Below are 24,675 nucleotides of genomic sequence, written 5' to 3' on the forward strand. Positions count from 1 at the left end.
ACAGCTTCCATTCCCTGTTTTTCCGCCTGTTCAACAATGGCATTACTGTCATAGCCACGATCTGCCAGCAGATGATCTGCATCAATCCCTTCGATCAGGCGGCCAGCCTGCGTGCAATCAGCAGTGGTACCTTGTGTAACAAGGATTCTGACCGGCATACCATGCGCATCCACGGCCAGATGTATCTTGGTGTTGAGCCCCCTTTTGTCCGATTCATATCCTGATTACCTCCTCTGGCTCCACTGGCGTGTGGATGAACTTTACAGTGACTGGCATCCATTATCAGCCATTCATAATCTGGATCATCAATCAGGATTTCCAGCAATTTTTCCCAGATACCTTTGTCACGCCAGCGAATGAAACGGCGATGAGTATTGCTCCAACCCCCGTAGTCCGGCGGTAAATCCCTCCATGGGGCTCCTGTCCGTATAATCCAGAAAACAGCATTGATAAACTGACGATTATCTGTGGCCACCCCTCCCCATGCCCCTTCTCGGCCTGGTAAATGCCCCTCAAGTAGCGACCATATCCTATCTGAAATATCATGCCTGCGATGTGAATGTGTCATGCGAGTCCCTTTAATTTCTTAAAAGGATCTCATATTTCTTATCTCATGACTACACTATCTAGAAACGAGTGATTTAATTGGGTGTTTGGGCTGGGGGCAACCCGAAATAGAAAAACACACTATTGCGCAACTATTAGCGAAAGAATTGCCCGAACCTGAAAGTGGACGGGTACCTATTTATATTTGTCCTGAGTGTGGTGATCTTGGGTGTGGCGCTGTAACTGCAAGAATAGATGAAGAAGCAGACAGTTATATATGGTCAAATTTTGCATTCGAAAACAATTACGAAGGTACTATTGAACTATATAGTGAAGTTGGCCCATTTTCCTTTAACAAAGTTGCATATAGCAAAATCTTGAAAAAGAGGAGAACAGAAATTGCAGCATGACATGGCGCTAAACCTCGCTCCCTTCGGTCGATGGACGGCACTAAAGCACCGCCGGTTAGCTCTACGTTAGAAGGCATTATGAATACAGCACCCGAGTTGATCATTGCACGCAAGGCCATTGCCAAAATAGCTATTCGCTTTCCTTCTCTCACAATGATAGAAGAACCCACCGTACCAGTCGAACTAAGTATTCGTTTACCCGTGCAACCCGGACTAAATTACGAAGTTTGGCTTGCACTTCAAAACAACGATGAACTTCATTTCTCAGTCGGAAATTTCTGGCTGGAGTGGTTTCCGTGTACAGAATCATCGCGCGTAAAGGAATATATTTCAGCTGTCACTGGCTTTTTATCCAGCCAATATCGTGTCTTGGAGCACTATCGTGGCAAACACTGCGTGAAAGCAGAGCTTCAAGCCCCAAGTGGCGGTGACTGGAAGACCGTTGGCACGTGGAGCAATCTTCTCAGTTTCCTGCCGCTACGCAGCTCTCTACGCGAGGTAAGCAATACCCAACCTATCATTCCACCGGACCTGCCGCAGCAAGCCGCACCCGATCGGTAAATTCAGACATTAGTGCTCCCAAATGGACTTCGATACATTCCGTCCGATTCTCAGTGGCCTGGTTGGCGGCTTGGTGGTTTATTTGCTTACTTATTCTGGCCGCAAGCCTGCAGCAACTGAAGGAGGAAGAAGGCTGTTGATTTATGGCCTCGGGATTAGAATCTTTACAGCCATTTTGATACCAAGCTCTCTATTCATTGCTTATGCCGCAGCTCATGCTCATCCAGACCAAGCAATTCTTGCGGTATGCATCGCCGCTGCATTCTTCTCTTATCAGGTATTTTTTGTCTCTCTGGCTTACGACAACGACAACATTTACTACCGAAGCCCAATTGGAGGAAACCATGTCATACCATGGCCGGATGTAGTCGAAGTTGGTTATTCGTGGCTTATGCAGAGCTACTATCTCCGGACGAAGCAAGTCCGGCGTATCTGGTGCTCAAATATGCTGCGTGGCTACAATGAGCTGGAGGAATTCATTCCGAAAAAAGCGGACAAGCTGTTTCATCCAGAGCTGAAGAGCTATAGCGAAGCTCATATAAATTGATTATAATTTATAGATGACTTATCCCATTTCATTTCGCCGCAAAGTTTTATCTGTTCGAGAGAAGGAAGGACTCACCATAGCGCAAACGGCGGCTCGTTTTTGTGTGGGGATTGCCAGCGTAACACGCTGGATAAAAAATCCCGTTCCTAAAGAGAGCCGTAACAAACCGGCAACGAAGATCGACATGGCTGCGCTGGCCCATGATGTACGGGAATTTCCAGACGCCTATCAGGCCGAACGAGCTCGTCGACTGGGTGTAAGCGAAAAAGGTATCGGTCACGCACTGCGGCGTATGCACATCAGCTATAAAAAAAACACTGCAGCACCCCAAAGCGGACGAAGACAAACGGCACACCTTCCAGGAGACGATTAAGGCGTATCAAGCTCAAAACCGCGTTATCGTCTATATTGACGAAAGTGGTTTTGCTCACGATATGCCACGAACACATGGGTATGCACCCATTGGTAAACGGTGTCACGGCAAGTGTAATTGGCACGCGAGAGGCCGTATCAATGTCATCGGTGCATTGATAGGCAAATGTCTTCTGACGGTGGGATTATTCAAAAATAATATCGATGCAGATACTTTTTTAGGCTGGACGATACACGATCTGTTGCCAAAACTCCCACCTGCATCGATTGTGGTCATGGATAACGCAACTTTCCGTAAAAGACAGGATATTCAAAATGTAATCACACGAGGCGGGCACACGCTTGAATATCTGCCAGCGTATTCACCTGACCTTAATCCCATTGAGCACAAATGGGCACAAACCAAAGCAGTCAGAAAACAACAAAACCAAACCGTTGAGCAACTCTTTAAGATCGAATCATTTTATGTGACGTAGGCTATAACATCTCAGTCAACCCAAACACGCGAAAGTGCGCTGGTGACTTCAACCGTTATGCAACAGGAATCAGCCAATGTTCAAACCAGTAGTACAAGAAGAAGTCACCGGATGCGGAATCGCATCGGTTGCCAATATTCTGGGTAAAACGTATTCAGAGATGAAGACCATAGCCAACGCCATGGGCATCCATGCCTCGGATCAATCGCTGTGGTCGGATACCCAATACGTCCGACGTATGCTGTCTGGTGCTGGTGTTGAAACTTCCGAAGATGAAGTTCCGTTCGAATCCTGGGATGCATTACCCGATCTGGCGTTGTTATCCATCAAGCATCATCAGGAAGAAGGCAAAGCTTTCTGGCACTGGGTTGTGTTCAAGCGTATGGATGGTCAATCGTTCGTGCTGGATTCAGCCAGCTACCTGCCTTCCAATATCCGCCAGGATTTCGACGCTATGCAGCCTAAATGGTTTATCGAGGTCAAAAATGCGTAACAATGCGCTCAACACCGCTCTTTTCGTTCGCTGGACAGCAAAAATACGCCTTTATCCGCCGTTAACTAATCGTTAAGCGCCGCAACGATGCATTGCCGTAGTTTTCCTCCGATTGCAAGCCCAGGCTCATGGGTATTGATTCTTGGCACGATGCCCGGGAAAGTTTCACTTCGTGAGCAGCAGTATTATGCTCACCCGCAAAACCTCTTCTGGAGAATCACTGCGGAGATTCTCGGTTTCGATGCCACAAGCGCATATCCTCTACGCGTATCTTCGCTAAAGGATCATGGCGTTGCGCTCTGGGATGTGCTGCAGTCATGTACGCGCGAAAGCAGTCTGGATGCTGATATCGTAGCGCATACGATCGTGCCAAACGATTTCGGTCGCTTTTTCACGGCCTGTCCTGACATCCGACGGGTGTGTTTTAACGGTGCGAAGGCAGCAGCACTGTATGCCCGACATGTCAAACCGTTCTTACAAGACGCTCCCACAGTCGAGTATGTGCAGCTTCCCTCCACAAGTCCGGCGAATGCTGCTATTCCGCGAGCCGATAAGCTCCGCGCGTGGAGTGTCATTAAGCATAACGCCTAATCCGCGACTGGAGTCGGCGTGCTCCAGCGAATTTCAGCAGGACACTTCACCATAAAGCAGCGCCTTTTCAACTTTTTACGATAAACCGGAGAAAAGATATGCGCCTCTTGATCGTTTTTTTACTGTTGTTGCCACTGCCTTCGCTGGCATTGCCACAGTGCGGATCAGAAGCCATTTTGCAGGCCCAAAAGCTCCTTTCCTTTCATGTCGATGGTGATGACCGTGCACACGTCGATCCGAAAGCAATTGCTCTGCCATCTATCCGCAACCCGGCCAACAGGAAACAGAAGTTCCTGGTGCTTGAAGTTGACGGTACAGTTTACAAAAGTAAATACCGTATGCGGCTGATCTACTACCCGCTCGGTAGCGAATGCGTGCTCATGGGCCAGGAGATCCTGGAGCTCGCATCCCTGTAATGAAGCTGCGGCCTGACAATTCGTCCAGGCTGATGCCGCCTCGCAAAGTGACTTAATTCGAGTGTTATCTGGTATCTGGTTACCGCACACACAGTCTTGCATACTCCAAATAAGATGCTAATATAAGCGCTTTATTTGGACCTCATTGGAGTATTTATGCACCAAATACTGGCTTCATTTAGCGCAAGCATCTCTGAATTAAAGAAAAATCCAACAGCTTTGTTAAGAAAAGCCGAAGGGGAAACTATCGCTATTCTCAACCATAACCTGCCAACCGCTTACCTTGTTCCAGCCGAGGTATACGAGTTGTTGATGGAGAAATTGGAAGATTATGAATTAGGCGAAATTGTTAAGGCCAGGCAAGCGGAAAAACATTTGGCAATTGAAGTATCGCTTGATGACTTATAAATTAAAATTTTTGCCAAGTGCAAAAAAAGAGTGGGATAAACTGGACAGCAGCATCAAAACCCAATTTAAAAACAAATTAAAAAAATGCCTGGAAAATCCTCATATTCAGCCTAATAAACTACGTGGTTTTGATAACGCTTATAAAATCAAACTCCGCTCTGCAGGTTATCGGCTTGTTTATGAAATCAATAATCAGGAAGTCGTTGTTTTCGTTATCGCTGTAGGCAAAAGGGAAAATAATAAGATTTACGATAAAGCAATCAACAGAACCAAAACTTAACGCTTGCCCCGCTCACTATCCGGCTCCTGTCAGCCAGATTTCCAATATCAATAGGTATGTTGCGCAGAAGAACTTTTCTTTCCTGGAGTAGTGGCAAAGACAGTGCATGGGCGCTTCATGTGCTGCGGCAAGATCCGCATGTCGATGTGATCGGGTTATTTTGCACAGTCAACAAAGTGTTTGATCGTGTTGTCATGCATGGCGTAAGGGTGGCACTGCTACAGCAACAAGCGGAAAGTGCCGGTCTGCCGCTACACATCATCGAGATTCCCTATCCTTGCAGCAATGACGAATATGCATCCGCCATGTCTGCGTTTGTTGATTCCGCCAGAAAGGAAAACATTGAGTGCTTTGCATTTGGCGATCTCCTGCTCGAAGATGTGCGTCAGTATCGGGAAGATCGTCTGAATGGAACCGGGATAACACCCATTTTTCCGCTTTGGGGCATTCCAACAAAAACCCTCTCCCGGGAGATGGTGGCCGGTGGATTAAAGGCTGTGATCACCTGCATTGATCCGAAACGTATTCCGGAGAGTTTCGCGGGCAGGGAGTACAACGAATCTTTTTTAGATGATATTCCGGGTAGCGTTGATCCTTGCGGTGAATATGGTGAGTTCCATACCTTCTCATTCGATGGGCCCATGTTTCAGAATCCGATAGACGTAGTGTTGGGAGAAACTGTCCATCGAGATGGTTTTGTATTCACCGATCTGCTGTCACTCACATCCAGCACCGAGCCGACCCATTAGTTTTTGCTCACCCTCCTCTATTACCACAAATGAATTTCTCAATGTTTTCGATACCTTTTCAAGATTCAGGATACTCTCCGATCATCGCCTGAGAATTGGCAATACCGTCATAAGCTGGCAAAATCTGCAATTTTCCGGATCTGGCTTCATTGTATGCTTACGCCATATCAGGTCTGGCTAAGGCATGATCCCATTTCCAGCCTCTATTTACTTGTCAAATAATCCGGTGGTAATCCCGCCTGCCGGCCAAGGAACTGAACCACGCCAGCGCCAACAGCCACAATCATTCTTACTATGAAAGCTTTATTTTTTCTGCGCCATTACAACGATATCGATCACATCACGCCGGTAATTTCAAAATGGTCAGAATCTGGTCATGAAAGTCTCGTAGTTCTGCTGGGCCGTCCCAAATTTCTCAAGGATTATCGCATCAAGTTCCTGAGCACGCTCGACCGCGTTCGAGTCGCCCCTATCCGGCGTTTGCTATCCCCGCTGAAGTTTATGCAATGGCGCCTGCAGACACTTCTCCTGAACAGAAGCGTGAAGCGCCTTTTTCTGATTGGCAAACTTATCGAGAAGTTGGCCCGAAAATATGATGCTCAAAAACGTACAGCAGTCTGGCAAAGCACTGCCGGACGGTTGCTGGAGCATGGCTTCAGCGATGGGAATGAAGGTGGAGTAGTTGTGTTCGACTGGATCACCAGCGATTCGCCTGTCCCGATCGAGTGGGTTGAAATCATCGTAACGATGGCAAGAACCATGGGCCTCGGCGCGGTATCTCTGCCGCATGGTGACAGCCCTCACGCCAGTCAGCTGATACGCCATCATGAATGGGTTCTGAAGCCGGATGCCTTGTACTCGGCTGCAAGAATATTCGACAAACTCGTAGTTCCCAACGAATTGTGTGCAACCCGTTTCCGGCCATTTCTGAGCAACGAGGCGATTGCCGTTCTGGGTTCACCACGCTACTGCGACGAATGGCTGGATAAACTTGCCACACTGTCACCAGCCCCCCGGTTAAAAACCAACCAGGACACCCGCCTCAGAATCGTCATGTTCCTGAGAAAAAGCGAATTCACCACATTCTGGGAAGAAGTCGGTGAAATCATTGGCATGATCGCCACATTTCCGGGAGTGGAACTGGTGATCAAGCCCCATACACGGGGAGGCTGGAGACAACCGCTGACTGGCAGCGCCTCTCTGCGCCAGCTTGCAAACGTACGTGTGGCAGAAGACAGCGAGCATTCGATTTCTCTGATGAATTGGGCCGATATCATCATCGATCTGGCTACTTCAGTGGTGTTTGAGGCTGTCAAGGCAAAAAAACCGGTGATGGCAGCCGATTATCTCCACGCCGGCCGGTCTGCTCTGGCTCACTTCATGCCGGAAACAGAACTGAAATGCCGGGATGATGTGTACACAATGATCGACAGATTTTTAACCGCGGGATACGATTCCTATTATGTGGAGGCGCATCGTCAGCGCTTCATCGAAGAAATGCTGCATGTCGGCGGCGCTGATGTCCTCCCGCGTTATGTCGCTCTCCTGGAAGAGCAGACAATGCGCAAGAAACCGGATCAGGCCAATAACACGAATACTCCTGAATAATATGGCCTCCGACAAAGCAAATGCCTGTCTGATTTGCACCGGCCGGCAACCGATCCACCCCATTACGCGCTTGTACCGTTATGCAGGTTTCATTGAATGGGATACCGGTTTTTCACAAATGAGGAAGACTCCACCTCCGGAAGTTCATTTTGGCAGCCCCGGTCAGACACCCGGTCACCTGCGCAATACCTTGGCAGAACGGATCGCAGCCGTACCTGCTGGAGGCACTATCGACTGGGTAACCTATTATTTCCGCGACCTCTGTCTTGCCAAAGCACTCGTCCAGGCGCACAAACGAGGTGTGCGCATTACGCTGACCCTCGAAGGCAGACCGCGTATTCCATACGCCAATGATGCGGTGATCGCTTTGCTCTCAGGGCCTGACGGGCTGGGTGATGCATTGCGCATCGTTACCCTCCCCGGTGTACCGTCACCCGCAACAAAATCATGGAAACCCCAGCTACACGAAAAACTCTACTGTTTCTCGCACCCCGAACCTGTTGCCTTCATCGGCTCCTTCAATCCATCAGGCAACGGCCCGGAAGATGATCCCGAGATCATCCGGGAGATTGGTGACCAGGATCGCGGCTACAACGCCCTGATCGGTCTCAAGGATCCGGTACTGGTCGAGAAACTGGCAGAACATGCAAGACAGCTGCACCAGTCACCCCCCGGGCTTTTCTACCGGTTCACCACCGATACGAACAATGCTATCCATGGTACAGATACCGATATCTATTTCTGGCCACGGACAGATACACATCCTATCGTACAATTTTTGCGCAAAACCGGCAGCAGCGCACGTGTCCGCATCGCGGCCTCGCACATCCGGATGGAAAGTGCAGTCGACATCATGATCAGTCTTGCAAGACGCGGGGTCGATCTGGAAATACTGGCCGAATCCACCCTCAGGCGTGTCACACCCAGGGTGGAACAGCGTCTGGCCAACGCCGGAATCCGGTTCAGGCGCATCCGGCCTTCCGGCTCTCTACCCATGCATCTCAAATTTGTACTGATCGAAGAGGACAATCGTGCCTGGTCGATCTTCGGAAGCTTCAACTGGACCAAACCCTCATTCTGGCTGAATCATGAAATCGCGGCAATTTCCAGTAACCCTGTCATTTTCGAGTCCCTTGCACGCTGTTGGGATATGCTGAAGAACGAAAGCAACTGATCAGGGAAATCTTTACCGGCTCTGGTACCAGAATTCCTGCAGATAATAAAATAAAATCTTCTTTTGACTGAAATGGACACGCAGAAGAACACCTACAACGCTGTCCATCCCCCATCGATGACCAGATTTGCACCTGTCATATAACTGGATGCATCCGAAAGCAGAAAGAGGATGGCTCCCCGGTACTCCTCTTTTTCTGACATACGCCCCAGAATAGTTCGTGACGAATAGTGACCGGTAAACTCGGAATCGTGTTTATTCCAGACACCGCTGGGCGTGAGCAGATTGGTACGAATGGATGTATTCATGTAATAGGCGGCCAGAAATTTGGTGAGTCCCAGCAACCCTGCCTTACACACCGAATACACCGCTGGTTTATAGGTCTGCGCTTCCTGCCCGGCTTTTTTGTAGATACGTTGATCCGGCCCCACGAGGCCGTAATTGGATCCAAGGAAAACGACGGATCCCCTGCCGGATTTCTCCATTATTCTGCAGGTGGCCTGTGCGAGCTGGAATGCACCCGTCAGATTGACATCCAGAGAAGTCTGCCAAAGCGCCAGGGGAAATTCAGTAAATTTTGAAAAGCGGGAAGTATCAGAGCCTTGCTCAAATTTCGGATCGATCGCGGCACTGTGAACGACCCCATCGATCCGGCCAAACCGATCTTCACATAATTGTGCGATGGATTGGCATGAATCCGCACGAGTCACATCCAGCACCTGAATCAGGACGTGTACATCCGGATGGGAAGCAATTATTTCATTTTTCAATAGCTCCAGCCGGTTACCATCCAGATCACCCAGTATCAGGTCCGCACCGGCTGAAGCAGCTGCAAGAGCGAATTCCGTACCGAGAAGGCCCGTTGCACCGCTGATGAGAACGGCCCGCCCGCTGAGATCAAAGGGCGTTCCTTTATAGGGTTGGTTCATAATCTGACCTGCCGTCCGGTTTGAAGAGATTGTTTGGCTGCAAGCGCCGTATTCAGCACATCGATACCCTCCTGCAAAGTGACTCGCGGAATCGATCCGCCGGGAATACCTTCGATGAACTCCTTCATCATGGACAGAAAAAGTTCATTCCGATCCCAGGAAGGTGCCAGGATGACTTCCTCCAGGAGATGCCCATTCTGCTGCAGTGTAGTGAGGCGCGCAGGATAATCCCAATCGACGATAGCCTTTTCAGCAACGATATTCATATGCCGAACCGGTGGTTTGCGCCAGTAATCCATACGGAGCTGAACACAGATCCCCTGCTCCGTTTCGAATGAAATGAGCGCTGTATCTTCTGCCGTGACTTCCAATGAGGTTCGATGCCCCCCGATGGCAAAGACACTCCTGGGTTTGCCGAAAAGCCAGTGCAGATAATCCAGTTCATGGATCAGTGTGAGTATGACACCGCCTCCCTGATCAGCCCGTGCCGCATAACTCTGCCGATAATCCTCCCACGGATGCCAGTCAGGCAGATACTCGCCCAGATCGACCTGTACGGAATAGATTTTTCCCAGTCTGCCCTGCTGTATCCATTCTTCTATTTTCCGTAATCCCGGATGCATTCTGAGCTGACAACCAACCAGCACGCGAGGCCCGTGCGGATCCACACAGCGCATCAACTCGGACAAATGCCGTTTTTCATGTGCGACAGGTTTTTCCACATAGACATGACACCCTGCCTTGAGCGCTTCGATAAGCGTTTTCAGGTGTAATGAAGTCGGATTGGCCACCACCACCAGATCAAAGTTTTGTTTGAGTGCCTGATCGAGGCTCTGAAACAGCTGTACATCTTTCGGGATGATCTGTGCGGGAGGCGGCAGATTGCGGGTACGCACTGCGCCCAATTCCCGAATCCCGAGTGCATGCAAATTATTGAGATGCCTGACTCCGATGGAGCCCAGTCCAACTACCACAGCCTTCAAAGCTGAAATCTTCAAAGGGTGACTCCCCGTTTTTCCATCAGAAACTCAGCCAGTTGAAACGAAAATTCATCATCGATATCGATCGAATCTCTACCCTCGATCTTCAGGGGCAGTATGCGAATACCCGTGAGGGATTTTTTTTCCAGAATCGTCCGGGTACGTATCAGATCCAGATAACCGACCTGCCAGTAGACCGCAGGCAAACTTTGTCTGGGCTCATTAAAAGGTTCCGGAACACCGGGAATATTCAGCAGAGCCCGCAGGAAACCATTGTCATCGATGGTCCACATCTTGTAAGGGTTCTGCGCCGGCTCGGTCACTCCACGCACGGAATCGGCATCCGGATGCTTTTTCAGAAGTTCGACCGCTTCCTCTATTTTTTCAACCCTGCGCGCAGGAGAGGTAGGACGGAACTGAAAAATGGCATCAGGAAGAGGCACATGGTTTTGTTCCAGCCAGCCCAGAAAATGCAGGAACACCGGCAGATCGCGCGTATCGTCCTGTGCCAGATCAGCCGGCCTCAGAAAAGGCACTTCTGCACCGGCATTTCTCGCTACCTCTGCAATTTTCTCCGAATCGGTGCTGACAAACGTTTTCTGAATGGAAGGCGATTTGAGCGAAATTTCAATTGAATGGGTAATCAGCGGCTTGCCACATAACAACCGGATATTTTTATGCGGCACGCCTTTTGACCCTCCCCGCGCGGGGATGAGAGAATAAATCAACATTGGCCGGGGTTTATCTAATCAGATTCCAAACAAACAATATGCGAGTAAAGTCAAATTCTGGCGATTCTGCAAATCAGCATTTTGCAAACCGGTCACCAGCTCTTCCGGCCGGCACATGGTAAAAATGACAGACAATTCTACTGTTTAAGCACGCCGGATGCACATAAACCCTGCAAACTGTTTACAGTTCAGCACGCTTATTCAAACCAGGATTACCGCAATCAGGACATGAGCAAAACATCCGCCGAGGCAACGAAACAATGGTATAAGGCATGGGCACATTCATAAGCGATAAGCGCGCCACACCGACCCTAGACAACATTGACACATTCCAGGGTATGAATTTTTATATTCCTGTCATACACACCCGGCAATAATTACCTCCATCAAACAGGATTGCAGCATGCGCATTGAAAAAAAGATCAAGGATCATCTGGTTTTTTCCGGAGACAGTATCCTCGATGCTCTGAAACGCATCAATGACAACCAGTCCCGCATCGTTTTCGTCGTACAGGATAACGGGGTATTGATCGGAGCGGTCAGTGATGGCGATGTACGGCGCTGGATGACTCAGGCAACCGAATTCAATCTGAATCTGCCGGTCGATCACGTGATGAACCGTAATTTCATTGCGCGGCCGGTTACCGAATCTCAACATCAGATTGCCGATTATTTTGATCACAAACGCGACATCATTCCACTGATCGACGAACAGGGACGTTTTGTCGCCCTGGCGCGAAAATCAGCCACAGGACTTCAGATCGGAGATTTCCTGATTGCCGACCAGAATCCCGCATTCATCATCGCCGAGGTCGGTAACAACCACAACGGCGATATCGGCCTTGCGAAAGAACTGGTGAATCTGGCAGTGGAAGCTGGAGCGGATTGTGTCAAATTCCAGATGCGGGATCTCTCCTCCCTGTATTCAAATCAAGGCAGGAATGCGGAAGCGGGTTATGACCTCGGATCACAATACACGCTGGATCTGCTCAATAAATTCCAGCTGAACCATGACGAACTTTGTCAGGTATTCGATTACTGCAGGCAGCAGGATATTTTGCCCCTATGCACGCCTTGGGATCTGGTAAGTGCCCATGTACTGGATGAATACGGACTGGAAGCCTTTAAAGTGGCTTCGGCTGATTTCACCAACTACGAAATGCTGGAGACTCTGGCGAAAACGGGCAAACCATTGCTCTGCTCCACCGGAATGAGTTCAGAAGCAGAAATCAAAGGTTCAGTAGATTTATTGCGCCGGCTGGGCGCTCCTTTTGCCTTGCTGCACTGTAACTCGACCTACCCTGCTCCCTTCAAGGATGTAAACCTCAATTACCTGCCGCACTTGAAACAACTGGGAGGTACCGTAGTAGGATATTCCGGTCACGAACGTGGATTCTCAGTACCTTTGGCTGCCGTTGCCCTTGGAGCCCGCATCGTGGAAAAACATTTCACTGTCGATCGCAGTATGGAAGGCAACGACCACAAAGTCAGCCTGCTGCCGGAAGAATTTGCAGAAATGGTGCGGCAGATTCGTAACATCGAGGAAGCCCTGGGACAAGGCGGTGAGCGCTCACTCACACAAGGGGAAATGATCAATCGTGAAAATCTGGCCAAAAGCCTGGTAATCAATTGCGATCTTTCGCAAGGGCAGCTTATCAGGCGCAGTATGATCACAGTGAAAAGCCCCGGGCAGGGTCTGCAACCCAATCGTATCGATGAGCTGGCAGGTAAGGTAGCACAGCGCGATTTCAAGGCCGGAGATTTCTTCTTTGAAACGGATATCACCCCGAAATCAGTCAAAAAACAGCACTATGTCTTTTCACGCCCTTACGGGATCCCGGCACGCTATCACGATTATCGCGCGCTGATCGAGGGAATGAAAATCGACTTTGTCGAGTTTCATCTGAGCTACCACGATCTGGACGTAAAGCTGTCTGACTATTTCTCTGATCCGCTGTCGATCGGTTATGCCGTGCACAGCCCGGAGCTGTTCGCTGGTGACCATATTCTCGATCTGGCAAGCCATGATGCGGATTATCAGGCGCATTCCATTGCCGAATTGAAACGCACGGTGGCTGTAGCCGCCGAGTTGCGCCAGTATTTCCCGGCGACACCGAAACCGGTACTGGTACTCAATGCCGGAGGCTGGACGCCACAGAATTTCCTGCCGGTTGAAGCACGTACGAAACTTTATGACAAAGTAGCCAAAGCACTGGATGAAATCGACTTGAGTACTGTTCAACTGGCTATTCAGACCATGCCCCCTTTTCCCTGGCACTTTGGGGGGCAGAGCCACCATAACCTGTTTGTCGACCCGGATGAAATCGCGGCATTCTGCGATAAAACCGGCCATCGTATCTGCCTTGATATTTCACATTCCATGATGGCCTGCAACTATTACCAGTGGGATTTCAATACATTTCTCCAAAAGGTGCTGCCTTATACCATCCATCTGCATATAGTCGATGCCAAGGGAGTAGATGGTGAAGGAGTTCAGATCGGCCATGGTGACGTGGATTTCACCTTGCTGCGTGATCAGTTGAACCAATTTGCTCGCGGAGTACAGTTCATACCTGAAATCTGGCAGGGTCACAAAAACAAGGGAGAAGGATTCTGGTCGGCATTGGCATTTCTGGAGAAAACGAGCCTCTAGGAAACCTCTGAAAAACGTCGACGAGGCAGCCAGTTCAATTCAACGCGGGTTCAGGACTGGCAATAATTGTTCCCTTTGACTCTCGAATATTTAATAATGACGCAATTCCCCGAGTAAATCGCCTGCTGGTTTCCCGCGCTTCTTACTGCCAACCTATTCCGATCTGACCGAACATGGCTGCTACTGCTACTTCTGCTTCAACCCTGATCATTCCTGTCGAGAACCAGGTACGTGAGCTGGATGCAAAGCTCCTGCTGGCTTGCGTAGCGGCTGAGCGCGGGTTTCCGGTGATCATCGGCTCACGTGCCTTCGTTCATTTTGAAATCGCATCACTACCACGCGGCATCTATCTGGCAAAAAGCATGCGCAGCCTGAGTAATTCCATGTTCAGGATCATTCGGATGCTCGGGCACGAAATCGTTGCCTGGGAAGAGGAAGCGCTGGTTCACCCGCCGGCTGATACCTATTACACATTGCGACTCTCTCCCACTACGATCAGGAATGTTTCCCATATTTTTGCCTGGGGTCAGGAAAACGTCGATCTGCTTCAGCACTATCCGCAGTTTCCGGAGAATTTACCTGTTCACCTGACCGGAAATCCACGTGGAGATATCCTGCGACCGGAAATGCGCGCCTATTTTGCAGCAGAAGTAGAACGTCTACGCAATCTTTACGGTGATTTCATTCTGATCAATACCAATTTCACCGACGTCAATCCTTTCATCCCCAATATCGGCCTGTTCATTCCGGCAAAGGATGGAGATAAAAAATCCCGGCGCGGACAGGCCGGGATCGGTATGAGCGAAGAATTTGCCGAAGGCCTGTGGCACCACAAGAAAGCCATACTGGAAGATTTCAGGCAGCTCATCCCGGCGCTGGAGCAGGTATTCCCGGATGTCACGATCGTGGTACGGCCTCATCCAAGTGAAAATTTTCAGGTTTATCACGATATCGCTGCTCGATGCCAGCGCGTAAAAGTCACGAATGAAGGCAACGTCATCCCCTGGCTTCTGGCTTCGAAAACCATGGTGCACAACGGCTGCACCACTGGCCTGGAAGCCTATGCCCTGGGAGTTCCGGCCATTTCCTATCTTGCAACCTTCAATGAATATTACGACTACGATTTCCAAGGCCTGCCTACCCGGCTGAGTTATCAGTCATTCAATTTCAGTGAGCTCCAGGATACCCTGTCCCGAATTCTGAACGGTGATCTGGGCGCTCCGGGAGGTGAAGAACGCAAGACACTCATCGATTACTATCTGGCGGCACAGAACGATCGCCTCGCATGTGAACGTATCGTCGATGTTCTGGAAGAAAGTGGCTACAGCCAGTCCCAACCACCGGCAAGGGCTACCCCGGTGTATCTGGCGGGATGGGCGCTTGCAAACCTCAAAGCCACGCTGACCCAGCTAAATATGCGCCGCCCCGGACCGAATCGGTTGTCTTACCACGATCACCGTTTTCCTGAAATCCCGGTTGAACAGATCGAACAGAAAATTGCACGATTTGGCAACCTGCTGAATCGCTTCGATTCCATCAAAGTAAAACAGCATTCACGCCATCTGTTCAGAATAAACAGTTCACTCTGAATAACCCGTGGCAAAGCAGTTGAGTGCAGGGTTTCTGGATCGCCGCGTCACTGCGTGACTCGCGATGATGAAGTGAGCATGGCGCAACTGCGCAATAATCGAAACGAAAGCATAGCTCGCACCGGCTTCTGGCTCAAAATTTTCTCGATTGCTTCTGTCCGTGCAGCAGAAAGACGGTCGGCTTTTTTTGCAGATCAGGCCAGTTGCCTGCACGCCACTCGCCAATCGATTTTGTTGATACGTATTCATCTGCCTGGGTCAGGTTGCAGGCTACACATAAATCTGTTTCCGTATGGCATTGCTGTACCAGCGCTTCCAGCAGTTTCTGGTTGCGGTAGGGGGTTTCGATGAAGATCTGGGTTTCATCTGCTGTGATGGATGTTTGTTCCAATCGGGCAATCTCTTTATTTCGTATGTCCGATGCAACCGGCAGATAGCCATGGAAATGGAAACGCTGACCATTCAGCCCGGAAGCCATCAATGCCAGCAAAATCGAAGAAGGGCCGACGAATGGCACCACCCGGATTTTCTTTTGATGTGCCATCCGGACGAGTGCGCCTCCGGGGTCGGCAATTGCCGGACAACCCGCTTCGGAAAGCAAGCCGACATCCTCTCCGGCGAGCAGTGGCGCCAACAGTGCCTCAACTTCACCTGCAGGGGTATGTTCATCCAGCACTTCCAACTTGAGAGTTTGTATCGCCCGCAGCGGATTTATCTGCTTGAGGAAATGGCGAGCTGTTTTGGGATGTTCGACGATAAAACGCTCCAGCAGGCTGACTTGCTGCCGGACTTCAGCCGGCAGTATCCGGGCGAGATCGCCTTCACCCAGGGGAGTCGGGATCAGGTACAGGGTGCCGTGGAGCGTGGCATCTGGAGGCATGTTCTGCAGATCAGTGCAGCACGCGCGGCACGCTCAGGATGAATTCAGGAATTTCCACCGAAAAATGAAAACCGTCTTCAGCCACCATCTGATAGGAGCCCTTCATCGAACCGGCAATCGATGAAATCGCGGTTCCGCTGGTATATTCAAAGGTTTCACCGGGTTTGAGCAAGGGTTGCTCGCCGACTACGCCCAGCCCGCGCACTTCACGCGTAACGCCATCCCCGCTGGTGATGATCCAGTGGCGGCTCACCAGTTGTGAAGCCACACTGCCGGTATTGTTGATCGTAATGGTATAAGCAAACACGTACCGCTCCGCCTCGGGATCAGACTGATCTGGTAAATAAATTGTGCGTACTTCCACCTTGATGCTATATTTTCGTTCGTTTTCCATATGCCATATTCCACACTATTTTAAGAGTGACAGCAAGCAGCCGTCATATCAGAGCTGCGCTGTATCAGCCAAAGGGGAAACCTGTACCAGAATTTTCTGAGATCTCGAATCACGTGAGTTACTCGAAACCAGTGCCGTAAAGATTCAGAACAATCCTGCCGTATCCATACCAGCATCATGCTGTAACCGACAAAGGCTAATCTGTCGTAAGGCAGGGGCGCAAAGTTTCCGGTCCTGATCCATGATCAGGAAAGCGGGACTGCCGAAGTTCGCATCCGATTTTCCATTCGGGCATGCGTGCTGATGAGTCGGCTTTCTATAACCCATCTTCTCAAGGAGCCGTGCATGGCAAATGCAAAACCAGTTTGCTCACTCTTTCACTCTACTTTTCATGATGGTATTGCCAGTGTTTTTCACCGTTCTTTCAGCTTTCCACTTCTCCTGATTCTGCTGATCGCCTTTTCCGGCAGCGGCTACGCCAATTCGAGCAAAGAAACCCGGGCAGCTGCCAGATCGGAATCTGCTGGTAAAACTGTTTCATCCCGCTGGGCGAAAGGCCGCTTGCTGGTCATTCCCCGTGCCGGTTTGACTGCGATGGAATTCGATAAAGCCACCAAACCATATGGCGTGAAATCCAGACGCAGGCTCAACGGACTGAATGCTCACGTCTACGAACTGCCCGATGGCGTGGATGAAGTCAAAGTATTGGACAAACTCAAGAAAGACCGGCGCTTCAAGGCGGTAGAGCTGGACAGGCTGGTTGAACCTGCTCAAGTCGTCACTGACCCCGCTTTTGGCAACAGTTGGGCACTGCCTAAAATTCAGGCGCCTGCCGCCTGGGATATTGCGACCGGTGACGGTATCACCATCGCGATTCTGGATACCGGTGTGGATGGCACTCACCCTGATCTGGCCGCCAACATGCTTCCCGGCTGGAATGCGTATGACAATAATACCGATACCAGTGATATCTACGGCCACGGTACCAAAGTGGCCGGCACGGCAGCCGCAGTCGCCAATAACGGTGCCGGCAGTTCCGGATTGGCCTGGAATGCACGCATTCTGCCGGTGCGTATTTCCATGCCGGATGGCCGTGCATACTTGAGCGACATGGCCAAAGGTATCCGCTGGGCGGCAGACAACGGCGCCAGAATAGCCAATATCAGCTACGGCGGTGCAGAAAGCCTGACTGTCCAGTCAGCTGCCAATTACATGCGCAGCAAGGGTGGAGTGGTAGTCATGTCCGCAGGTAATTCCGGTGGATTGAACAATTTTCCCGCCAGTAACGCCATCATCGTTGCTTCAGCTACGGACAGCAAAGATGCCCGTGCCAGCTGGTCCAGCTACGGGCCTTATGTCGATGTGGCAGCCCCCGGTGTGAGCATCTATACCACGATACGCGGTGGTGGTTACGGCTATGTCTCCGGCACATCCTTCTCCAGCCCGATCGTAGCGGCAGCTGCTGCATTGCTGTTTTCCATCAACCCGGATCTTGCTCCGACGGATATCGACCAGATGCTGACCGCTACTGCGCAAGACCTTGGCAACGCCGGATATGACCAATATTACGGCCATGGCCGTATCAATGCCGCCAGTGCGGTCAATGCTGCCCACGCACGCATCAGCGTAGACAGAACGGCACCGCTGATCAGCATTGCTTCCCCCACTGGTGGAACAGTCTCTGGCAGCGTTCCGGTAGATGTCAATTATTCCGACAACAAGGGCGTGGTGCGGGTGGATCTGTACGTCAACGGCCGCAAAACAATCGAAGATACTCAACCACCTTTCGCCTTCGCCTGGGATACCACGACACTGGCTAACGGCAGCTATACGCTGGTCGCATATGCCTTCGATGCCGCCGGCAACCAGGGCACTTCTTCCACTGTGAATGTCACGGTAAAAAATACTGTGGCCGATACCACCCCGCCGACGATCAGCATTACCTCCCCTGCCGGTGGAGCCGTCGTCTTAGGCAGTGTGCCAGTCAATGTCAATTCTTCCGACAACATTGGAGTGGTACGCACGGAGCTACACGTCAATGGTAAAAAAGTGATGGAAGGTACCGGCTCCAGTTTTGTCTGGGATACCAAATCACTGGCAGATGGCAACTATACGCTGGTAGCGTATGCCTTTGATGCTGCCGGCAACCAAGGTGCTTCCTCTCCGGTAGCTGTCAGTGTAAAAAATACCGGCACTACTACAAATACCGAACCACTGCCGCAAATCAACTCATTCAACCTCAGGGATGGGCAGAACGTCAGCCGTAACCAGAATATCAGGGTAACTGCCGACAGGAACACCCGCAAAATCAACCTGAAAATCAATGGCGGCATTATCGCCGCTGCTAACGGTAACTCGTTGAGTTATCGCTGGAATACCAGTGCGATCCCCAAAAATAGTAATATCACCGTCACGGCAGAAGCATTCAATGCCAAAGGGGATGCCACCAGCAGAACAGTCACGGTAAGAAATTAGTAAACTTCTTCATCTCCATTCTCAAACGCCCTGTTTCCACAGGGCGTTTTTTTGTCGGGAAAATTGACAGTGTTATATTGAAGCCAGGCTTATAGCGTATAAAGATGTTTATAAACAACAATATAATATATTGGCACGTTTTGTGCTTCCTATCAATAGGTATAGTTATTATTATAATAAGCCAGCGAAGGAAAATATGAAAAAACAAGTAATCAAGGGAATGTTGGCGGCATCTGCTGCAGCTTTGATGTTGGGCGTATCTGCGGCTCACGCCAATGTGATTGATGAGTTAGTGGGCTCTGCCAAATTGGGTAACTCTGGTGATGGTACAGAGCTTGCATTTATCAGAAGTATAACAGGCGATAATACCCTGACACTGGATTTCAAAATCAACGATAATGATTCGAGCTTCAATGTAATGTCCAATGGACTTGATTCCTGGTTCATTGATGTTGCTCCAGACACACCGGGATATTTTATGTTGAAATTGGGCGTCCCCGGGAACTCAACCTTACATAGTCATTATGTTTTCAAAAACATAGGTGAGTTGGATAAACTTGTATGGTCAAATGATCAGGTAAATTACCTGACAGGAGGCAATTGTGGTCTTAATGGAAGCCCCAATAGCTGTAATATCGGGCGTTTGAGCCACTATGTTGGTACACAGGGTATTGGTGGTGAAGATCCTGAAGTACCGGGAGAGATTCCTGAACCGGCCAGCATGTTGCTGTTTGGGGCCGGGTTACTGGGACTGGGGTTGAGCCGCCGCCGTAAACTGGTCTAATCAGAAACAGATAACAAAATAACCATAAGTGAAACAAAGACTCAGGCGCCGGGAAACCGGCGCTTTTCTTTTATACTTTTAGTTTTATTCAGCCTTTCATCCCGTTTTATAAAGACATCCGCATACCCATCTATTATTGCGGGAAGGCTCCAGACCGACACGGCAACCCGGTATTTTTACCAATGCTTCATGCCCGCAGCGTTCGTAAAGACATCCAACCCGTCATCGCGAGACATATTGGCGATCCAGAATGGATTACAGGCCAAATCGAGGTCAAAGAGTCAGTCAGAATCAACGCTTGTTACACTCGGTACCGGCACCAGCGCTTTCCGAACCTTCAGCTCAACTTCAGCACAGATCACAAAACGCTGCTTCCAGAGAACCCCGAGCCGAGCCGGTTCAACAAACGGGCCATACCGTGGTTCACTTCGCGAACGACATAACCTTAATTGTTATGTTTCAGTTGGTAAAACAAGCGGTCGCTCACTGCGCCAAACACGAATTACTTTTATCGCGCCTTTTTCCCTCAGATAAACCACCCTGAAAGGAGCAAAGATAATTTCCCGGATATGGGGGAGTTGGAATTCAGGCACTATTCTGCCCATATCCGGATGGTCGGCCAAAATCTGAATATGCTCGATTATTTCTTGGGCAAATTTGAAACCAACATCAGGAACACCTTCTGCAGTGTAATAACTGATCATGGTTTCCAGGTCATTAAAAGCAGAATTGGAAATGCTGACTTTCATTCGATGCCTAAACGCTTTTTCGCCTCAGACAATGACATGGTATTGCCCTCTTTGATGTCCATAAGACCTTGGGCAACCGCTTTGACAAAAGCCAGCTCTTCCTGGCTCTTTTCATATTCATCGAGGTCTTGCACTACAGCCACACCTCGGCCACGACTGGTTAAAAGAACAGGTCTGCGAGTTTCTTTAACTCGGCTTACAACGCGACCAGGATTGACTTTTAAATCTGCAAGGGGAATTACATCTTCAGAGAATTTGATTGTCATGACTGCCTCCAAAATGATTTAGACCAGTTTATAGCACCTATTAACATAACTTGTAAAAAGACATAATTGAGGGTATGCAGCCCGCGTCATCGGTTCGGAATGATGTGGTTCAATAGATCTGTACACTGCAGTCAAGAGATAATATTTTTAACTGGAGGTCAGGAGATGATCACAAGGAAGCAGTATTCAAAAGAGTTCAAACTGGACGCTGTCAGTCTGGCACTGGATCAGGGAGTATCGGGAGGATAGCAACGGACAGGCATTCAGGGGTAACGGCAAGCTGACCCCGGAGCAGGAGGAAATCAGAAATCAAAGGATCAGGTCCAGAATCAATAACACTTGTTATCTTATTTTCTTCATTCTCGGCCTGGCCCCTATTATTTCTAGCTGCCGATAATTTCATTTAAACCTTCAACAATCTGCGCAAGCTCTTCAGGAGCAATCGCCCCGATCTTCTTACCAATGCGTTCAGTGGAAAGTGTACGGATTTGACTTATCTTTACCCAGGAGCGTTTAGGCAAGCTGGATTTCAGAATTTCGTATGTCAACGGAAATCCGGCGCGCTGTTCCTGACTGGTGAGCGCCATAGCAATGACTGTTCCGGACCGCTCATTGAATATATCCTGACTCAGGACAAGAATCGGCCGCTCACCTGATTGCTCTCGACCAACAGTTGGATTGAGATTAGCCCACCGGATCTCGCCCCTCAATATTTTGGCCACGCAACCAGCTCCTCAGACAAACCTTCGTCTGCCATTGCCTTTTCAAAGGCAGGATCAAGTTTTGCGCATTCCTCGGCCAGACGGCTACGATCCATGCGCTCCAGCTTTTCCTGCACAGCCTCCTGGATCGCACGGCTGCGGTTAGCAAATACACGCTGCCTCACCAGCGCATCCACTCTGGCAAGCACCTCTTCTTCGATTGTGATAGCTACTTTGGTCTGACTCATAACGACACCTTACTCTAGTATGACAATTGATCATACCTTCTAAATTTTGTCAGTACAACCTGAAGTAGCTAACGGTTTAGCCCTCTATTACAACCTTGCGAAAAACAGCGGTGATTAGCGCTCAGGTAGAGATAAATTCCACGAAACCCGGAATCAATAACACTTGTCAACTTAAAAACAGCTTGATCAGGTATAAAAAAGGGTATTTATGCTTCGGTTTCCCAGGGATTAATTACATTCAAACCTGCAATGTCCTCAAAATCAACGGTATTACGCGTAGATAAGAACATTCGATATGCCAGCGCAATCGCAGCGATCTGAGCATCCTCCACGCTGATGGGCCGACCCATTCGGGTCCGTGTAGAAACGATACGCCCATAGTAACTGGCCGCGATTTCATCAAATGGCAGGCAGCGCCCGGCAAAATCCTCATCGAACATTGTCCGGGCGGCCTGGCTTAAACTTTTCTGTCGCTTACTCTCCGGCATCAGTGCCAGGCCTAATTCGATTTCGGCACGGCTAACAGCGTTTGTCCAGATCTCATTGGGCGCCTGCCTGTCCAGCCAAACAACCACTTGAGTAGCGGGTTGCAGACGCATAAATTCAGAAAGCACATTGGTATCGAGCAAAATCATATTGGCTCATCCCAACTCGGCGGAGTGCGCGGCACCTGACGTGCGGGCAAAGCAAACTCTTTGCTTGTTGACTCAGCAAAGCGACTCAGCAAATGCTGGCCAAATGGGAATTGACTACTACCAGCACGAGAAAGCTCCTGCCGAAGGATTCGCCGCACCTCCTCTTCCATTGACACCCCATGCTGCGCCGCACGAATACGCAGCAACCGTTTGGTTACATCGTCCACATTGCGAATGGTCAACGTTGCCATAAGAAATCTCCCAGATTGACATCAATGCTATCATTATCGGCATTGATGTCTTAGCTGTCAAACAAGAAAAATGACGGGGAAAACGGAGACAAACCATGGTTATCATTAACGCTAGGCTTATTTTCTTGATTCGCAACCTGACCCTCATCACGCTTTGGTGATCAGAACGGCAACGGCCGGATCAGCTTCCATTACCGCGACAACCGTCCGCCACTACCAGGCCGACGTTCCTATGCCCACACTGCGGCGAACCGATGCAGATGATTTGACAGCGTATTTCACCAACAGCAATCAGACAACAAATGACGAAACTGGCAACAGAGATGACTGTGCACACCTGTCCACTGACAAAAGACGCGCTGACCAGCGCCACGGCCACATTCGGCCGAGAAACGGGAGAAACATGGCGTAACCGCAGAAATTACCCAGTTATTCAGATCTGAGTACCGACACCAGTGCTTCCCCGCGAAAACACCGGACCTTCAGCTCAACTTCAGGGCGACCACGACATAACCTTAATTGTTATGGCTTTATGAGACCATTTTAAAGTACCATAATTAGTCTTTACTATTCCTGTTCTTTGGATCAAAGCCATGCCAAATAAAATACTTACTGAAATTGCAGCCAGCATATCCGAGCTCAAAGCCAACCCGATGAAGGTAGTAGCCAGCGGTAAAGGCATGCCAATCGCCGTGCTAAACCACAACGAACCCGCCTTTTATTGCGTACCCGCCGCCGCCTATGAAGCAATGATGGAATTGCTCGATGATATCGAGCTGCTAAAAATCGTGAAAGAACGAATGGACGAACCCAGCGTCAAGGTCTCGCTCGATGACCTATAAACTGGAATTCAAAAAATCTGCACTCAAAGAATGGGAAAAACTCGGCCATACCATCAAAGAGCAATTCAAGAAAAAACTCAAAGAACGACTGGAAAATCCTCATGTACATTCAGCAGCTTTGCCTGGGGCCAAAAACATATACAAAATCAAATTGCGCCAACCTGGATACCGCCTCGTATACTCCGTTGAAGATCAAACTATTACGGTAACTGTCATCGCTATCGGCAAACGCGACCGCAATGAAATTTACGATATAGCTTTATCACGATTGCATGACAAATCCTAAGCTATAACGCTGGAATCAAGCCATACAGCGAAGTGAGGTGTGATGCAATAGCGGTTATTTATCAACTATCAACCGCTGTTCATTGCGAAATCCTGCAAGGATGAAGCAATCCAGTGCCTTCGCTACTCTTGTTGCCGATCTGTTTAGACTATTTTCTTGATTCGCGACCTGACCCTGATCACGTTGAAAATATTGGCATGATAATTAATCATACTTTTCAAATTTCACCGGTCAACCTGAAGCAGCCAACGCTGTGCTCTGCGGAAATTTGGGAGCGGCAGCGAGTAAATTTTCCGTAGCAGCGCCTTGCTAGCTGCTGACACTTTCCTATCTGTCCGGTCCCTAGGTCGAATCGACATTTAAAGCCATAAAGTTGCTGCAGCCAGATGTATGAAGGCGGAGAAGTAAATAGCTTTACGGTCATATCTGGTTGAGAGTCTGCGCCAATGCTTGAGTTTGTTGAATGTGCGCTCAATGATATTTCTACATTTATAGATTTCGCGATCATACGTTCTTCGTATTTTGCGGTTTGATCGCGGTGGAATGACAGGCACGGCCTTCATGGAGGCAATGGCGTCGAGAATATTATCGCTGTCGTAGCCTTTATCCGCCAGAACATGCGAGGGCCTGAACCCGCTGATCAGATCAAGA

The 24,675-nt window shown here is 49.5% G+C and carries 31 protein-coding genes, 2 pseudogenes and 1 riboswitch; of the genes and pseudogenes, 20 read left to right on the top strand and 13 right to left on the bottom strand.

Going from position 1 to position 24,675, the window contains the following annotated elements; all coding sequences use genetic code 11:
• Positions 1 to 568: pseudogene (locus tag B5D58_RS11020) on the bottom strand (IS5 family transposase); the annotation flags it as partial.
• 85 nt (positions 569 to 653) lie between these two features.
• Here B5D58_RS11020 and B5D58_RS13695 point away from each other — a divergent pair.
• The 13 genes from B5D58_RS13695 (at position 654) to B5D58_RS11080 (ending at position 8,631) form a co-directional block, all read left to right on the top strand.
• Entirely contained in the window at positions 654 to 956 is a 303-nt protein-coding gene (locus B5D58_RS13695) for a hypothetical protein (RefSeq protein WP_143023767.1), read from the top strand.
• A 78-nt stretch (positions 957 to 1,034) separates the two neighbouring features.
• Positions 1,035 to 1,517, top strand: coding sequence for a hypothetical protein (locus B5D58_RS11025; protein WP_143023768.1), 483 nt, complete (start codon positions 1,035 to 1,037; stop codon positions 1,515 to 1,517).
• 22 nt (positions 1,518 to 1,539) lie between these two features.
• Positions 1,540 to 2,064 (top strand): hypothetical protein, encoded by a 525-nt coding sequence (locus B5D58_RS11030; RefSeq protein ID WP_011112120.1) that lies wholly within the window; start codon positions 1,540 to 1,542, stop codon positions 2,062 to 2,064.
• Positions 2,065 to 2,077: 13 nt separating this feature from the next.
• On the top strand, positions 2,078 to 2,437 hold the full coding sequence (locus B5D58_RS11035; protein ID WP_011112121.1) for an IS630 transposase-related protein: 360 nt from the start codon (positions 2,078 to 2,080) through the stop codon (positions 2,435 to 2,437).
• A gap of 34 nt (positions 2,438 to 2,471) precedes the next feature.
• A complete protein-coding gene (locus B5D58_RS11040) occupies positions 2,472 to 2,912 on the top strand; it encodes a transposase (RefSeq protein WP_074671328.1) in 441 nt (146 codons plus the stop codon).
• Between the two features lie 76 nt (positions 2,913 to 2,988).
• On the top strand, positions 2,989 to 3,405 hold the full coding sequence (locus B5D58_RS11045; protein ID WP_011112123.1) for a YbhB/YbcL family Raf kinase inhibitor-like protein: 417 nt from the start codon (positions 2,989 to 2,991) through the stop codon (positions 3,403 to 3,405).
• An 87-nt stretch (positions 3,406 to 3,492) separates the two neighbouring features.
• Positions 3,493 to 3,996, top strand: a complete 504-nt coding sequence (locus tag B5D58_RS11050; RefSeq protein ID WP_011112124.1) for a DNA-deoxyinosine glycosylase — start codon at positions 3,493 to 3,495, stop codon at positions 3,994 to 3,996.
• Between the two features lie 98 nt (positions 3,997 to 4,094).
• The gene (locus tag B5D58_RS11055) at positions 4,095 to 4,412 is read left to right on the top strand and encodes a hypothetical protein (RefSeq protein ID WP_011112125.1); all 318 of its coding nucleotides are present in this window, start codon (positions 4,095 to 4,097) and stop codon (positions 4,410 to 4,412) included.
• 156 nt (positions 4,413 to 4,568) lie between these two features.
• Positions 4,569 to 4,820, top strand: a complete 252-nt coding sequence (locus B5D58_RS11060; RefSeq protein ID WP_011112126.1) for a type II toxin-antitoxin system Phd/YefM family antitoxin — start codon at positions 4,569 to 4,571, stop codon at positions 4,818 to 4,820.
• Positions 4,810 to 5,100, top strand: a complete 291-nt coding sequence (locus tag B5D58_RS11065) for a type II toxin-antitoxin system RelE family toxin (protein WP_011112127.1) — start codon at positions 4,810 to 4,812, stop codon at positions 5,098 to 5,100. The genes B5D58_RS11060 and B5D58_RS11065 overlap by 11 nt, the downstream gene beginning before the upstream one ends.
• A gap of 56 nt (positions 5,101 to 5,156) precedes the next feature.
• Complete coding sequence (locus B5D58_RS11070) at positions 5,157 to 5,849, top strand: Dph6-related ATP pyrophosphatase (RefSeq protein ID WP_011112128.1); 693 nt, start codon at positions 5,157 to 5,159, stop codon at positions 5,847 to 5,849.
• A gap of 294 nt (positions 5,850 to 6,143) precedes the next feature.
• Positions 6,144 to 7,457: a hypothetical protein gene (locus tag B5D58_RS11075; protein WP_011112129.1), complete on the top strand. Its 1,314-nt coding sequence runs from the start codon at positions 6,144 to 6,146 to the stop codon at positions 7,455 to 7,457.
• 1 nt (position 7,458) lies between these two features.
• The gene (locus B5D58_RS11080) at positions 7,459 to 8,631 is read left to right on the top strand and encodes a phospholipase D-like domain-containing protein (protein WP_011112130.1); all 1,173 of its coding nucleotides are present in this window, start codon (positions 7,459 to 7,461) and stop codon (positions 8,629 to 8,631) included.
• A 92-nt stretch (positions 8,632 to 8,723) separates the two neighbouring features.
• Here the strand turns inward: B5D58_RS11080 and B5D58_RS11085 are convergent, their stop codons facing one another.
• The 3 genes from B5D58_RS11085 to B5D58_RS11095 are packed head-to-tail and all read right to left on the bottom strand — an operon-like array spanning position 8,724 to position 11,271.
• The gene (locus tag B5D58_RS11085) at positions 8,724 to 9,560 is read right to left on the bottom strand and encodes an SDR family oxidoreductase (RefSeq protein ID WP_011112131.1); all 837 of its coding nucleotides are present in this window, start codon (positions 9,558 to 9,560) and stop codon (positions 8,724 to 8,726) included.
• Positions 9,557 to 10,558: a Gfo/Idh/MocA family protein gene (locus B5D58_RS11090; RefSeq protein WP_011112132.1), complete on the bottom strand. Its 1,002-nt coding sequence runs from the start codon at positions 10,556 to 10,558 to the stop codon at positions 9,557 to 9,559. The genes B5D58_RS11085 and B5D58_RS11090 overlap by 4 nt, the downstream gene beginning before the upstream one ends.
• The gene (locus B5D58_RS11095) at positions 10,555 to 11,271 is read right to left on the bottom strand and encodes an acylneuraminate cytidylyltransferase family protein (RefSeq protein WP_011112133.1); all 717 of its coding nucleotides are present in this window, start codon (positions 11,269 to 11,271) and stop codon (positions 10,555 to 10,557) included. The genes B5D58_RS11090 and B5D58_RS11095 overlap by 4 nt, the downstream gene beginning before the upstream one ends.
• 403 nt (positions 11,272 to 11,674) lie before the next feature.
• Here B5D58_RS11095 and B5D58_RS11100 point away from each other — a divergent pair, with 403 nt between their 5' ends.
• Positions 11,675 to 13,924: an N-acetylneuraminate synthase family protein gene (locus tag B5D58_RS11100; RefSeq protein WP_011112134.1), complete on the top strand. Its 2,250-nt coding sequence runs from the start codon at positions 11,675 to 11,677 to the stop codon at positions 13,922 to 13,924.
• 173 nt (positions 13,925 to 14,097) lie between these two features.
• Positions 14,098 to 15,513, top strand: coding sequence for a surface carbohydrate biosynthesis protein (locus tag B5D58_RS11105; protein WP_011112135.1), 1,416 nt, complete (start codon positions 14,098 to 14,100; stop codon positions 15,511 to 15,513).
• Positions 15,514 to 15,646: 133 nt separating this feature from the next.
• Here the strand turns inward: B5D58_RS11105 and B5D58_RS11110 are convergent, their stop codons facing one another.
• Positions 15,647 to 16,393 (bottom strand): SAM-dependent methyltransferase, encoded by a 747-nt coding sequence (locus tag B5D58_RS11110; protein ID WP_011112136.1) that lies wholly within the window; start codon positions 16,391 to 16,393, stop codon positions 15,647 to 15,649.
• Between the two features lie 10 nt (positions 16,394 to 16,403).
• The gene (gene apaG, locus B5D58_RS11115; protein WP_011112137.1) at positions 16,404 to 16,787 is read right to left on the bottom strand and encodes a Co2+/Mg2+ efflux protein ApaG; all 384 of its coding nucleotides are present in this window, start codon (positions 16,785 to 16,787) and stop codon (positions 16,404 to 16,406) included.
• A gap of 184 nt (positions 16,788 to 16,971) precedes the next feature.
• Positions 16,972 to 17,054: riboswitch (cyclic di-GMP riboswitch) on the top strand.
• A 78-nt stretch (positions 17,055 to 17,132) separates the two neighbouring features.
• Here apaG and B5D58_RS11120 point away from each other — a divergent pair.
• Positions 17,133 to 19,262, top strand: a complete 2,130-nt coding sequence (locus B5D58_RS11120; protein ID WP_011112138.1) for a S8 family serine peptidase — start codon at positions 17,133 to 17,135, stop codon at positions 19,260 to 19,262.
• A gap of 130 nt (positions 19,263 to 19,392) precedes the next feature.
• A complete protein-coding gene (locus tag B5D58_RS11125) occupies positions 19,393 to 20,046 on the top strand; it encodes a PEP-CTERM sorting domain-containing protein (RefSeq protein WP_143023769.1) in 654 nt (217 codons plus the stop codon).
• A gap of 452 nt (positions 20,047 to 20,498) precedes the next feature.
• Here the strand turns inward: B5D58_RS11125 and B5D58_RS11135 are convergent, their stop codons facing one another.
• Complete coding sequence (locus B5D58_RS11135) at positions 20,499 to 20,795, bottom strand: type II toxin-antitoxin system RelE/ParE family toxin (RefSeq protein WP_011112141.1); 297 nt, start codon at positions 20,793 to 20,795, stop codon at positions 20,499 to 20,501.
• A complete protein-coding gene (locus B5D58_RS11140; protein ID WP_041356785.1) occupies positions 20,792 to 21,061 on the bottom strand; it encodes a type II toxin-antitoxin system Phd/YefM family antitoxin in 270 nt (89 codons plus the stop codon). The genes B5D58_RS11135 and B5D58_RS11140 overlap by 4 nt, the downstream gene beginning before the upstream one ends.
• A gap of 165 nt (positions 21,062 to 21,226) precedes the next feature.
• Between B5D58_RS11140 and B5D58_RS13700 the strand changes: the two are divergent.
• Positions 21,227 to 21,389 (top strand): annotated as a pseudogene (locus B5D58_RS13700) (transposase); the annotation flags it as partial.
• A gap of 55 nt (positions 21,390 to 21,444) precedes the next feature.
• Here the strand turns inward: B5D58_RS13700 and B5D58_RS11145 are convergent.
• From B5D58_RS11145 to B5D58_RS11160, 4 genes are all read right to left on the bottom strand, one after another.
• Entirely contained in the window at positions 21,445 to 21,783 is a 339-nt protein-coding gene (locus B5D58_RS11145; RefSeq protein WP_011112143.1) for a type II toxin-antitoxin system PemK/MazF family toxin, read from the bottom strand.
• Complete coding sequence (locus B5D58_RS11150) at positions 21,768 to 22,010, bottom strand: CopG family ribbon-helix-helix protein (protein WP_011112144.1); 243 nt, start codon at positions 22,008 to 22,010, stop codon at positions 21,768 to 21,770. Before B5D58_RS11150 ends, B5D58_RS11145 begins: the two co-directional genes overlap by 16 nt.
• 206 nt (positions 22,011 to 22,216) lie before the next feature.
• Positions 22,217 to 22,645 (bottom strand): type II toxin-antitoxin system VapC family toxin, encoded by a 429-nt coding sequence (locus B5D58_RS11155; RefSeq protein ID WP_011112145.1) that lies wholly within the window; start codon positions 22,643 to 22,645, stop codon positions 22,217 to 22,219.
• The gene (locus tag B5D58_RS11160) at positions 22,642 to 22,896 is read right to left on the bottom strand and encodes a FitA-like ribbon-helix-helix domain-containing protein (RefSeq protein WP_011112146.1); all 255 of its coding nucleotides are present in this window, start codon (positions 22,894 to 22,896) and stop codon (positions 22,642 to 22,644) included. The genes B5D58_RS11155 and B5D58_RS11160 overlap by 4 nt, the downstream gene beginning before the upstream one ends.
• A gap of 593 nt (positions 22,897 to 23,489) precedes the next feature.
• Between B5D58_RS11160 and B5D58_RS11165 the strand changes: the two genes are divergently transcribed.
• Together B5D58_RS11165 and B5D58_RS11170 are read left to right on the top strand one after the other, a co-directional pair.
• Positions 23,490 to 23,738, top strand: a complete 249-nt coding sequence (locus tag B5D58_RS11165) for a type II toxin-antitoxin system Phd/YefM family antitoxin (RefSeq protein ID WP_011112147.1) — start codon at positions 23,490 to 23,492, stop codon at positions 23,736 to 23,738.
• Entirely contained in the window at positions 23,728 to 24,024 is a 297-nt protein-coding gene (locus tag B5D58_RS11170) for a type II toxin-antitoxin system RelE family toxin (protein WP_011112148.1), read from the top strand. The genes B5D58_RS11165 and B5D58_RS11170 overlap by 11 nt, the downstream gene beginning before the upstream one ends.
• Positions 24,025 to 24,383: 359 nt before the next feature.
• Here the strand turns inward: B5D58_RS11170 and B5D58_RS11175 are convergent.
• The coding region (locus B5D58_RS11175) for a transposase (protein ID WP_143779580.1) at positions 24,384 to 24,675 on the bottom strand (292 nt) is incomplete at its 5' end.

The organism is Nitrosomonas europaea, from assembly GCF_900167395.1.
Taxonomy (GTDB): Bacteria; Pseudomonadota; Gammaproteobacteria; order Burkholderiales; family Nitrosomonadaceae; genus Nitrosomonas; species Nitrosomonas europaea.

What these genes read in the sequence shown, in the direction of transcription:
- B5D58_RS11025 (WP_143023768.1), top strand. Translation starts at nt 1,035, where the DNA reads ATGAATACAGCACCCGAGTTGATCATTGCACGCAAGGCCATTGCCAAA.
- B5D58_RS11030 (WP_011112120.1), top strand. Translation starts at nt 1,540, where the DNA reads ATGGACTTCGATACATTCCGTCCGATTCTCAGTGGCCTGGTTGGCGGC.
- B5D58_RS11035 (WP_011112121.1), top strand. Translation starts at nt 2,078, where the DNA reads ATGACTTATCCCATTTCATTTCGCCGCAAAGTTTTATCTGTTCGAGAG.
- B5D58_RS11045 (WP_011112123.1), top strand. Translation starts at nt 2,989, where the DNA reads ATGTTCAAACCAGTAGTACAAGAAGAAGTCACCGGATGCGGAATCGCA.
- B5D58_RS11050 (WP_011112124.1), top strand. Translation starts at nt 3,493, where the DNA reads ATGCATTGCCGTAGTTTTCCTCCGATTGCAAGCCCAGGCTCATGGGTA.
- B5D58_RS11055 (WP_011112125.1), top strand. Translation starts at nt 4,095, where the DNA reads ATGCGCCTCTTGATCGTTTTTTTACTGTTGTTGCCACTGCCTTCGCTG.
- B5D58_RS11060 (WP_011112126.1), top strand. Translation starts at nt 4,569, where the DNA reads ATGCACCAAATACTGGCTTCATTTAGCGCAAGCATCTCTGAATTAAAG.
- B5D58_RS11065 (WP_011112127.1), top strand. Translation starts at nt 4,810, where the DNA reads ATGACTTATAAATTAAAATTTTTGCCAAGTGCAAAAAAAGAGTGGGAT.
- B5D58_RS11070 (WP_011112128.1), top strand. Translation starts at nt 5,157, where the DNA reads ATGTTGCGCAGAAGAACTTTTCTTTCCTGGAGTAGTGGCAAAGACAGT.
- B5D58_RS11075 (WP_011112129.1), top strand. Translation starts at nt 6,144, where the DNA reads ATGAAAGCTTTATTTTTTCTGCGCCATTACAACGATATCGATCACATC.
- B5D58_RS11080 (WP_011112130.1), top strand. Translation starts at nt 7,459, where the DNA reads ATGGCCTCCGACAAAGCAAATGCCTGTCTGATTTGCACCGGCCGGCAA.
- B5D58_RS11085 (WP_011112131.1), bottom strand. Translation starts at nt 9,560, where the DNA reads ATGAACCAACCCTATAAAGGAACGCCCTTTGATCTCAGCGGGCGGGCC.
- B5D58_RS11095 (WP_011112133.1), bottom strand. Translation starts at nt 11,271, where the DNA reads ATGTTGATTTATTCTCTCATCCCCGCGCGGGGAGGGTCAAAAGGCGTG.
- B5D58_RS11100 (WP_011112134.1), top strand. Translation starts at nt 11,675, where the DNA reads ATGCGCATTGAAAAAAAGATCAAGGATCATCTGGTTTTTTCCGGAGAC.
- B5D58_RS11105 (WP_011112135.1), top strand. Translation starts at nt 14,098, where the DNA reads ATGGCTGCTACTGCTACTTCTGCTTCAACCCTGATCATTCCTGTCGAG.
- B5D58_RS11110 (WP_011112136.1), bottom strand. Translation starts at nt 16,393, where the DNA reads ATGCCTCCAGATGCCACGCTCCACGGCACCCTGTACCTGATCCCGACT.
- apaG (WP_011112137.1), bottom strand. Translation starts at nt 16,787, where the DNA reads ATGGAAAACGAACGAAAATATAGCATCAAGGTGGAAGTACGCACAATT.
- B5D58_RS11120 (WP_011112138.1), top strand. Translation starts at nt 17,133, where the DNA reads ATGGCAAATGCAAAACCAGTTTGCTCACTCTTTCACTCTACTTTTCAT.
- B5D58_RS11135 (WP_011112141.1), bottom strand. Translation starts at nt 20,795, where the DNA reads ATGAAAGTCAGCATTTCCAATTCTGCTTTTAATGACCTGGAAACCATG.
- B5D58_RS11140 (WP_041356785.1), bottom strand. Translation starts at nt 21,061, where the DNA reads ATGACAATCAAATTCTCTGAAGATGTAATTCCCCTTGCAGATTTAAAA.
- B5D58_RS11150 (WP_011112144.1), bottom strand. Translation starts at nt 22,010, where the DNA reads ATGAGTCAGACCAAAGTAGCTATCACAATCGAAGAAGAGGTGCTTGCC.
- B5D58_RS11155 (WP_011112145.1), bottom strand. Translation starts at nt 22,645, where the DNA reads ATGATTTTGCTCGATACCAATGTGCTTTCTGAATTTATGCGTCTGCAA.
- B5D58_RS11160 (WP_011112146.1), bottom strand. Translation starts at nt 22,896, where the DNA reads ATGGCAACGTTGACCATTCGCAATGTGGACGATGTAACCAAACGGTTG.
- B5D58_RS11165 (WP_011112147.1), top strand. Translation starts at nt 23,490, where the DNA reads ATGCCAAATAAAATACTTACTGAAATTGCAGCCAGCATATCCGAGCTC.
- B5D58_RS11170 (WP_011112148.1), top strand. Translation starts at nt 23,728, where the DNA reads ATGACCTATAAACTGGAATTCAAAAAATCTGCACTCAAAGAATGGGAA.